This window comes from Gemmatimonadota bacterium (assembly GCA_026706845.1).
In the GTDB taxonomy this organism is placed as follows: Bacteria; Latescibacterota; UBA2968; order UBA2968; family UBA2968; genus VXRD01.
The window spans coordinates 25,917-36,479 of sequence record JAPOXY010000200.1; the positions used below are offsets into that span (position 1 = coordinate 25,917).

Sequence of the window (10,563 nt, forward strand, 5' to 3'; positions counted from 1 at the left end):
CTCTCTATCACCAACAAAACCGAGCGCACCTGGCCCGAAATTGCCGCGATCATCCCCTGCTTTAACCCCGGCAAACAGCCCGAAGTCTCCGAAACCCGGGCATTTTTTGACGACGACCACGAGCGCACCTGGTTCCTCGCCGAAGAGGGCCTGATCCCCCTCATCCACCGCGACATACACTACAACCACACCTATCGCAACGCAATTAACACTGAAACCGTCTGGTCTGACAAATGGCCCACATCGCCCATCAATGCCACAGGCGGCATTCTGATACGCGAATCCACAGATCGCACATGGGTGGCGGGCATAGCCTGGGCAGACTTTCTATCCGTACAGGGTCACAACCCCTGGCGCTGCATGCACCAATCGATTCGCGCAGGCGCCCTCGCGCCCGAAGAAACCGCGACCATACGCGGTAAAATTTACCTCTTTGAAGGCACTCGACACGACTGCATCGAAAAATTCAAATCGGACTTCCTGTACTAAAAAAATACCGGGACACAAAACCATCCCGGTATTTCTCTAATGCTGGACTATAAAACTCATGCTTTTGCGACAGGGAACTGTATTTCCGTCACATAATCCTTTGGATTGCCATCGGGTCTAAATTGCAAATACACTTCCCGGTTCGGTCCGGTGATCTCATAGCCATTGGCCTCAATCCACTGAACGCCCGCTTGATAGGCTCGTGGAAAACCTTCAAAGCCTCCGTGATGCACCAGGCACGCCATTTGATCACCCGGCAACTCGTGGACCTTGACGTCATCACCTTCTGGTATGGTTTTTTTGATCGGTATGTTTGCCTCGGGTTTAAAATTTTCATGCCATACCGTAATGCCCGGTCCCGCAAACTGTCCCTTGTGTTTCACAATATGGGCGACAACCCCATTGTACAGGCGGTCCATAACAGAGCCGATGGCGGCAAAGTGGGGAACGGCCTCCTGTTTAGAAGCGACCAGAACCGGATCAACCGTTTTAATGACAACTTCATAATCTGGCATTTTATCCTCCATTTCAATAATACTCAGTCTGGCTTCCACGCGGGCAATGCGTTCCCGGATATCTCTGGCAAGATCTTCGAGTTCGATCTGTTTTTGCAAAAGCATATCGCGCAGTTGATCAGCCGAAAGATCTTCTTGCAGCATTTGATCAATCTGGCTCAGCGACATACCCAGGTCTTTGAGCGCCAGCAGGCGATTGAGCCGCGGGAGTTGCTCGAAAGAGTAAAAGCGGTAGCCGGTTTGCTCATCAATGTAATCGGATTTGAACAAACCGATCTCATCGTAGTAGCGCAACGTCTTGACCGGCACGTTGACAAGCCTGGAAAATTCTCCTATTTTGAGCATGGATTCTCTCCATGTGATACGGGTGTTTGAAGGCCTTCAACGGACAATATACACCCTCCAGTAACTGGAGAGTCAAGGGCGAAAATAAAAAAATTTAAAAATGTATTCCGAACTCCTCAATCGCCGTTTCATCGCCCTGCTCATAGTCTCTTTTTTTAGCAGCTTTGTCTCTGCCCCCCTCAACACCCTCCTCCCCGTATATGTCGAAGCGGACCTGCTCGGCACACCCCTCTTTTCCGGGGGATTGCGCGCAGCATTTCTCATTTTAGGTGGTGTCTTTGCCGTGCCTGCGGGCCGCCTTGCCGATACCTGGGGCGTCAAACCCGTTTACGTCCTCGGCACTTTGGGACCTATTCTCGCCGGGGTTATTTTTTACAGCGGCGATCCTCTTCTCCTGACCGCCCTGTGTACCGGCATCGGCATCTCATCTGGATTTAACAGCGCCGGAGGGCAAAGCTATCTGATCAGCGCAGCCCCATCCTCTGTCATCGGCATCGCATCGGCCGGTTATTTTCTCGGCAACACCCTCGGCTCTGCTTCGGGAAATTTTCTCTCTGGCCCCATCGCCGATGCGTATGGATTTCAAACCCTCGGTTTTTGCATCACACTTGCAGGGGTAGTGCTCATCCTGATGAGCATCCTGGCCCTCCCCGCAATCCCATCGCCAAAATCTGCCGACAATGGTCGCAACCTGTCCGCATTCATTCAACTGTTCCGCCGTCTCGATGTGTGCCTCCTGTTGGGCATCCGCTACCTGCCCACCAGCTATTGGGGTGCCGTCACTCTGCTCTTGCCCCTGCTCATCTTTCGCATTGCGGGCACCAGCACCGCAGCCACGAATTACAGTGCCATCAGCCTGATCATCGCAGCTTGCTTTCAAGTACTCACCGGTCGGCTTTGCGACCGCATTGGGCGCTGGCAGCCCATCCTCGTCTCCGCATCACTCGTCGCCATCAGCGCCCTCGGCCTCGCCCTGACCGCGCATACCCTTGCTGGCATTTATGCCTTTGGCATTCTCGCAACCGCCTCGGCCTGGTCTCTCTCAACTACCATGCCGGGCCTCATACAATTGATCGCCCGCGAAGACGAAAAAGGCCGCGTTGTGGGCGCAGCCCACCTCGCCTGGAGTCTGGGCATGCTCTCCGGCAGCCTCGGCGGCGGAAAACTCATCGACTGGGGTCCCGTCTGGCCCTTTGGCATCTCCGTCTTATTTTGCCTCGGCGCACTCGCCTGCGGTGTGGGCCTCTATCGCCTGCATGGAAAAAACGAAAACCCATTGAATTGAGGAGCCACTATGAACGACCATTCCCTGAAAATCATCGTCTTTGGCGCCCATCCCGACGATTGCGATATCAAAGCGGGCGGCATCGCCATCAAATACGCAAACCTCGGGCACGAGGTAAAATTTGTCTCTGTCACCAATGGCGACGCGGGCCATCACGAAATTGGCGGCGTTGAACTCGCCCGTCGCCGCCGCGCCGAAACCCAGGCAGCAGGTGCCGTCGCGGGCATTGAATACCACGTAATCGACAATCACGACGGCGAACTTGAACCCACCCTTGAAAATCGCAAAAAAATCATCCGCCAGATTCGCAACTATACGCCAGACCTCATCCTGACCCATCGCCCCAACGACTACCACCCCGATCACCGCTACACATCCATCCTCGTGCAGGACTCGGCATACATGGTCACCGTGCCCAACATCTGCACAGACACCCCCGCTCTGTCGTACAACCCCGTCATCGCGTATCTGAGCGACAACTTCCAAAAACCGCAACCTTTCTCTCCCGATGCCGTCATAGCCATAGACGATGTCATCGACAAAAAACTCGACCTGCTACACTGCCACACATCGCAAATGTACGAATGGTTGCCCTTTAACGCGGGCCACCTCGACCAGGTACCCGAATCGCCACAAAACCGACGCGAATGGTTGCGGCATCGCATTACTCAATCTCGCGCCATAGCCGATCAGTACCGCGATCTATTGATCAAATACTACGGACAAGAACGCGGCTCAAAAGTCCAATATGCCGAAGCATTTGAAGGCTGTGAATACGGCAGCGCGCTCACAGATGACAACATCCCAAAACTTTTTCCCTTTTTCTAAATCCACAGATAAAAATAAGGGCGCGTTTTGAATGCGCCCTCTTCTCGTGCTATCTGTATTGAATCATTCTATATATTATAGAAAATCTTGACTTTTACTTTGTTTAATATCAGATTTAAAAAACACAAATTTATTTTAATTTTTTATTACAGAAAAAACGGCAGAAGGCCATGTCGGATTGGTAGTCAGCCTGTGGCCCCCTGCCGCAACATACAGAACAGGAATGGTCCAACAAACCATAACCCACTCTATTTTTAAATGTATAGTTTTAAAATTTAAAAATCAAGAGGTAATAATATGATGAAAAACCAGATTGTTTCAGTTCAACTCTTCAGGGAAAGAGATTCGTAAACCGCAACATTTTCCTTAAAATTTGGTTATGAAAATACATAGATTAAGAAGGGTTTATATTCGTGATATGTTACCCGATGTGAACTAAAATTTTCACCTGTATCATAAGGTTTTATTATGCTCAAATCACTTGATCGCACGGGCACCTGGAGAACTTATTCCATAGACAGTGGTCTTCCGGGACAACGCATTGAATACATCGCGGAAGACAACGAAGGTTATCTCTGGTTCGCCACCTTTGATAACGGCGTTAGTCGCTTTGATGGAGACGAGTTTCAGAATTTTACCAAACAGGATGGTCTTGTGGATGACTGCGTTCATTTTGTTTTGCAGGACAATCGTGATCGGTTGTGGTTTGGTACATTAAATGGGGTCTGCTGGTACGACGGAGCAGATTTCCACCATCTGGAGGATGAGGGGATCGCAGGCCGTGCTGTGCAGTTCATCTATGAAGACCGTGAGGGGCGTATATGGTGTGGTGGTCACCGCACTCTGGGATATTACGACGGCACTGTGTACCACGACCTGATTCCGCTCTACCTTCAGCACTACGAGAAACCTCCTTCTCCTCAGTGGCCCAACCAGTGTCGAGGCATTGCTCAGGATCCACAAGGCCACATGTGGTTTGGTTTTAACTACCTCATCCGCTTTGACGGTCAATCCTTCCATCGCTATGAAGAGAAAGAAGGGTTTCCACCACGCATCCTGACGAGCTATGCTGTGGGGCAGGACCATACCGGTAAGGTGTGGATCGGCTATCGCGAATACGAAAACAAACTCTGGTGCTATGCCGATGGCTCCTTTCAGTCTGTTCAGGTAGATTTGGAGGGCACACTGCGCAAGATTCAGTGTGACAGTGAAGGCCGGATGTGGTTTTCCACTTCACAAGGCGTGTTCTATCAGGATGGTGATGGATTCAACAGGTTTACCTCTGCTGATGGGTTGCCCCATCCCGCGGTCAAAGCCGTGTTCCATGATCGCGAACATCAGTATTGGTTTGCCACCTGGGGCGGCGTTGGGCTTTACGATGCACAGAGTATCAGCGTTTTCGACCTCAGTGCGAAATTATCCAGAGAAGTGAGTGAAATCTCACAACTCGTACAAGATCGGCGAGGAGATATATGGATCGGATATGCCGCTCCTTTTCTCAACCGTCTGGAGAAAAGCGTTTTTCGCTTTGATGGCGAACACTTTGACTTTGTAGGCACTGAAGATGACGATATAGACAACTGTTTTGCCATCTACGAAGACCGCGACGGGTATCTGTGGTTTGGTGGCGTCAATGGCTTGTTCTGCTACAATGGGCAGAAGCTCAAAAAAATGCAAACAACCGCAGGTTCAGGCAGTATTTGTGCAATTGCCCAGAATTCGCAAGGGCAATTTATTTTTGGTCATTGGGAAAACGAAAATAAAAAGAGAAGAAGATACCTTTTTGTCCATCCATTGAGACTCATTTGTCAGCAGGGCGAGCAGTTCCAAACCATTTTTTTAGAAAATAAAGATAAAGATCCTTACAGCCGCATTGGCACTGTGATTACCGGGCGCAATGTCTATTTTCATCTCATCCACCAAAATTTCTCCGATAATGACAAGGGCTTCGCGCGCTGGCATCCCGAAGATGGCCTCAAATTTTATGGGATTGAAGACGGGTTGATAGATGACAGAGCCACCGATCTTATAGAAGACCGCAATGGCAACCTGTGGGTCGCTACTCAAAGAGGCCTCAGTTGCTTTGATGGCCGTACCTTCCACAACTTTACGACTAAAGATGGTCTGCCGAGCAATGCCATTCGTTGTTTGTTCGAAGATTCTCAAGGCCACCTCTGGCTTGGTACAGACGGAGGCGTGGTTCACTACGATGGCCAGCTTTTCCAGACCATCAAGTCATCGCACATAGGACCGGTGCTCAAAATATTCGAAGATCGCTATGGATCTTTCTGGTTTGGTACAGCCCAAAACACGGTGGTGCGCTACCGCCAGCGACAGACCTCGTCCAGGGTGCGTCTGCTTCAAGTTGTCGCCGATCAGGTCTATGAGAACCCGAAAGAAGTCATCGCCTCTACGACAGACCAACAGGTGACTTTCGAGTATAAGGGGATGAGTTTTTCCACCCATCCCCGCGACATGCTCTATGTCTATCGTCTTGAAGGATACGACCCCGACTGGCAGCCTGCGACACGAAAGACGCGGGCCTACTACCGGAACTTATCGCCGGGCGAGTACACCTTTCAGGTCAAAGCAATAGATCGCGATCTCAATTACTCAGAGATCGCGCAGATTCAACTCTCGGTAGAACCAGATCCGCGTATTGAGGGCCTGACTGCGACACTCAATACTCAGGGGGATAACGAGTTTATCGGTCAGAGCGAGGTTTTGCAACAGTTTCAATTCCAGCTCAGAAAGGTAGTACCCACTGATCTGTCCGTGCTGTTTATAGGCGAAACGGGTGTGGGTAAGGGATTGGCTGCGCGGGTGTTACACGCGCAGAGTCCCAATAGCGATGGTCCTTTTATACAGGTCAACTGCGGTGCACTGCCTGAAACGCTGATCGACAGTGAGCTTTTTGGTCACGAGAGGGGAGCTTTTACCAGCGCGGAGTCTCGCAGGCTGGGCAAGGTAGAATTGGCTAAGGGCGGCACGCTCTTTTTGGATGAGATCAGCGATATGGCTGTGGGAACACAGGCCAGGATGTTACGCTTGCTGGAACAAGGCACATTTGAGCGCGTTGGGGGTAGCGAGACGCTATCGATACAGGCGCGCATTGTGGCAGCGACCAATCGCAATCTTGAGGATATGGTTAGCGCAGGTGTTTTCCGCGAGGATCTGTATTATCGTTTCCAGGTTTTTCCAATCTATCTCCCCCCCTTGCGCGAGCGCAAGGAGGATATCCCGCACCTTGCCGAATTTTTCAAGCATCGCATGGCCACACATTTGGGCAAGGACATAGCTCCTTTGACGCCAGAGGTAATCGAGGTTTTGCAAGCCTGCGATTGGCCTGGGAATGTGCGGGAACTGGAACATACGATACAGCGCGCCGTAATCGTGTGTCGCGGTTCGCAAATTGAAGTGCGGGATCTGGGACTGTATGGTTCCCGAATCGAAGGCCCGGCTCCTGATCTTAAAAAGAACACCGTGACAGTTTCTCAGGACCGCGAAGTCGTGTCTTTGGACGAATATGAGCGACACTATATTCTCGAAGTGCTCAAAATCACCAACTATCAGGTAAGTGGGGATAGGGGCGCAGCGGCACTGCTAAGATTACCGCCTTCTACCCTGTATGGCAAAATGAGAAAACTGGGCATCAAGATTCCTTAAGTTGTGTATCATATATTCTTAATATCGGCAATCGCTATATATGGTCAAATATCACGATATATAGTGACTGGGAATATAAAATTTCAGACTAACTTTTATATACTCTTCTCTAATTACTTAAATATAAATAATACTTTATAATTAGAAACGTCTTGTGTAAAATTCACGTTGGCACGGATATTGCATAATTAAAGTTCTTTTGCAAAGAAGGATCTGTGACCCAAAATTTGAACTGTTTTGAGGCTCAGAGAATATGCGAACTAAAATTTTACCTGTATCATGAGGTTTTATGCTCAAATCACTTAACCACAAAGGCACCTGGCGGACTTATTCTATAGCCGATGGTCTGGCCGGGATGCGCATTGAACACATCGCCGAAGACAGCGCAGGCTATCTCTGGTTCGCCACCTTTGATAACGGCGTTAGTCGCTTTGATGGAGATGAGTTTCGAAATTTTACGCAACAGGACGGTCTTGTTAATGATAGTATTTATTTTGTTCAAAAGGACAGTCAGAATCGGTTGTGGTTTGGTACACGAAATGGGGTCTGCTGGTACGATGAGACAAATTTCCACCATTTGGAAGATGAGGGGATCGCAGGCCGAGCAGTGCAGTTCATCTACGAAGATCGTGAGGGGCGTATATGGTGTGGCGGTCACAGGACTATAGGATATTACGACGGGACTGTGTTTCACGACCTGATGCCGCTCTATCTTAAGCACTACGAGCCGCTACTTCGTCGTAAACAGTGTCGGGGTATTGCCCAGGACTCGGAAGGGCATCTGTGGTTTGGCTTTAATCACCTCATCCGCTTCGATAGCACATCCTTCCACCGCTGTGAAGAGAAAGACGGTTTTCCGCAAAGCGATATAAGCTATGCGGTGGGACAGGATGATACCGGTAATGTGTGGATCGGTCAGCGTGGACCTCAGAACGGACTCTGGTGCTATACCGATGGCTCCTTCCAGCCTGTTCAAGTCGATTTGGATAGTGACCTGCGCAAAATTCAGTGTGACCGGGAAGGTCGGATGTGGTTTAGCACTTCAGAAGGGGTGCTCTATCAAGACGGTGATGGGTTCAGCAGGTTTATCCCTGCCGATGGGTTGCCCCATCCCGCGGTCAAAGCCGTGTTCCAGGATCGCGAACATCAGTATTGGTTTGCCACCTGGGGAGGCGTCGGCCTTTACGATGCGCATAGTATCAGCATTTTCGACTTCAGTGCAAGGGCCTCTGAAAGCGTGAGTGAGGTCTCGCAGATCGTGCAAGACAGTCGTGGTGATATATGGGTGGGGTCTGTGTCGCCTGTTTTTAAATATCAAAGCAATAGCGTCTTTCGCTTTGATGGAAAGGCCATTGACCTGATAGGCCCTGAGGATGATTTTGATATCAATAACTGTTTTGCCATCTACGAAGACCACGACGGGTATCTGTGGTTTGGCGGCATCAATGGCTTATTCCGCTACGATGGGCAGAAGATAGAAAAAATAGAAACAACCGCAGGTTCAAGCAGTATTTGTGCAATTGCCCAGAATCGGGAAGGGCAATTTCTTTTCGGTCATTGGGAAAATAAAAAAGATAAAGAAAAAAGAGCACTTTTTGCCAGTCCTTTGAGACTCACTTGTCAGCGGGGTGAGCAGTTCCAAACCATTTTTGTAAAAGATAAAAATAAGGATCCTTTCAGCTACATTGGTACCGTGATTACCGGGCGCAATGGCGAGGTTTATTTTCATCTCGTTCACCAACATTTCTCTGACATCGACAAGGGCTTCGCACGCTGGCATCCCAAAGATGGCCTTAAATTTTATGGAGGTGAAGACGGGCTGATCGACGACAGGGTCAGTGACCTGCTATTAGACCGCCATGGCAACCTGTGGGTGGCTACCCAGGGCGGTCTTGCCTGTTTTAATGGTAGCACCCTCCAGACCTTCACGACTGAAGACGGTTTGCCGAACAACCGCATCCATTGCTTGCTTGAGGACTCTCAAGGTCACCTCTGGCTCGGCACAGACGGCGGCGTAGTTCACTACAATGGCCAGCTTTTCCAGACCATCAAATCACCGCATATAGGACCGGTGCTCAAAATACTCGAAGACCGCGATGGCGCCTTCTATTTCGGTACAGCCCAAAACACTCTGGTGCGCTACCGCCTGCGAAAGACGTCGCCCATAATTCGCCTCATTCAAGTTGTCGCTGGTCAGGTCTATGAGAACCCGAAGGAAGACATCGTCTCTACGATGGATCAAGATGTAATTTTTGAATACAAGAGCCTGAGTTTTTCTACCCATCCCCGCGACATGCTCTACATCTATCGCCTGAAGGGATACGACCCCGACTGGCAACCTGCGACCCGAGAAATGAGGGCGCATTATCAGAACTTGCCACCGGGCGAGTACACGTTTCAGGTCAGAGCGATAGATCGCGATCTCAATTACTCAGAGATCGCGCAGATTCAACTCTCGGTAGAACCAGATCCGCGTATTGAGGGCCTGACTGCGACACTCAATACTCAGGGGGATAACGAGTTTATCGGTCAGAGCGAGGTTTTGCAACAGTTTCAATTCCAGCTCAGAAAGGTAGTACCCACTGATCTGTCCGTGCTGTTTATAGGCGAAACGGGTGTGGGTAAGGGATTGGCTGCGCGGGTGTTACACGCGCAGAGTCCCAATAGCGATGGTCCTTTTATACAGGTCAACTGCGGAGCATTGCCAGCAACGCTGATCGATAGTGAACTGTTTGGTCACGAGAAAGGAGCGTTTACCAGTGCAGTGTCTCGCAGATTGGGCAAGGTAGAATTGGCTAAGGGCGGTACGCTCTTTTTGGACGAGGTCAGCGATATGGCTCCGCAAACACAGGTCAGGATGTTGCGCTTGCTGGAAGAGGGCACTTATGAGCGCGTTGGAGGTAGCGAGACGCTGTCGGTGCAGGCGCGCATTGTGGCAGCGACAAATCGCAATCTTGAGGAACTGGTCAGTTCAGGTGCATTCCGCGAGGATCTGTATTATCGTTTCCAGGTTTTTCCAATCTATCTCCCCCCCTTGCGCGAGCGCAAGGAGGATATCCCGCACCTTGCCGAATTTTTCAAGCATCGCATGGCCACACATTTGGGCAAGGACATAGCTCCTTTGACGCCAGAGGTAATCGAGGTTTTGCAAGCCTGCGATTGGCCTGGGAATGTGCGGGAACTGGAACATACGATACAGCGCGCCGTAATCGTGTGTCGCGGTTCGCAAATCGAAGTGGGTGATCTGGGACTGTATGGTTTCCGAATCGAAGGCCCGGCTCCTGATCGTAAAAAGAACACCGTGACAGTTTCTCAGGACCGCAAAGTCGTGCCTTTGGATGAATTTGAACGACACTATATTCTCGAAGTGCTCAAAATCACCAACTATCAGATAAGTGGAGATAGGGGCGCAGCGGCACTGCTAAGATTACCGCA

6 protein-coding genes are annotated in these 10,563 nt (G+C 50.3%); 5 read left to right on the forward strand and 1 reads right to left on the reverse strand.

Features of this window, described 5'->3' with window-relative positions:
- The coding region (locus OXG87_18190) for a hypothetical protein (protein MCY3871483.1) at positions 1-489 on the forward strand (489 nt) is incomplete at its 5' end.
- 56 nt (positions 490-545) lie between these two features.
- Here OXG87_18190 and OXG87_18195 read toward each other — a convergent pair.
- Positions 546-1,349: a MerR family transcriptional regulator gene (locus OXG87_18195; GenBank protein MCY3871484.1), complete on the reverse strand. Its 804-nt coding sequence runs from the start codon at positions 1,347-1,349 to the stop codon at positions 546-548.
- A 100-nt stretch (positions 1,350-1,449) separates the two neighbouring features.
- Here OXG87_18195 and OXG87_18200 point away from each other — a divergent pair, with 100 nt between their 5' ends.
- The 4 genes from OXG87_18200 to OXG87_18215 form a co-directional block, all read left to right on the forward strand.
- Positions 1,450-2,634 (forward strand): MFS transporter, encoded by a 1,185-nt coding sequence (locus OXG87_18200; GenBank protein ID MCY3871485.1) that lies wholly within the window; start codon positions 1,450-1,452, stop codon positions 2,632-2,634.
- Positions 2,635-2,643: 9 nt separating this feature from the next.
- Complete coding sequence (locus OXG87_18205) at positions 2,644-3,462, forward strand: PIG-L family deacetylase (protein MCY3871486.1); 819 nt, start codon at positions 2,644-2,646, stop codon at positions 3,460-3,462.
- A gap of 468 nt (positions 3,463-3,930) precedes the next feature.
- Positions 3,931-7,128: a sigma 54-interacting transcriptional regulator gene (locus OXG87_18210; GenBank protein ID MCY3871487.1), complete on the forward strand. Its 3,198-nt coding sequence runs from the start codon at positions 3,931-3,933 to the stop codon at positions 7,126-7,128.
- Between the two features lie 289 nt (positions 7,129-7,417).
- Positions 7,418-10,563 (forward strand): sigma 54-interacting transcriptional regulator (locus OXG87_18215; protein MCY3871488.1); only part of this gene is annotated, 3,146 nt, incomplete at its 3' end.

Excerpts from the sequence above, each read along its gene's own strand:
- OXG87_18205 (MCY3871486.1), top strand. The coding sequence starts at position 2,644 with ATGAACGACCATTCCCTGAAAATCATCGTCTTTGGCGCCCATCCCGAC.
- OXG87_18200 (MCY3871485.1), top strand. The coding sequence starts at position 1,450 with ATGTATTCCGAACTCCTCAATCGCCGTTTCATCGCCCTGCTCATAGTC.
- OXG87_18195 (MCY3871484.1), bottom strand. The coding sequence starts at position 1,349 with ATGCTCAAAATAGGAGAATTTTCCAGGCTTGTCAACGTGCCGGTCAAG.
- OXG87_18210 (MCY3871487.1), top strand. The coding sequence starts at position 3,931 with ATGCTCAAATCACTTGATCGCACGGGCACCTGGAGAACTTATTCCATA.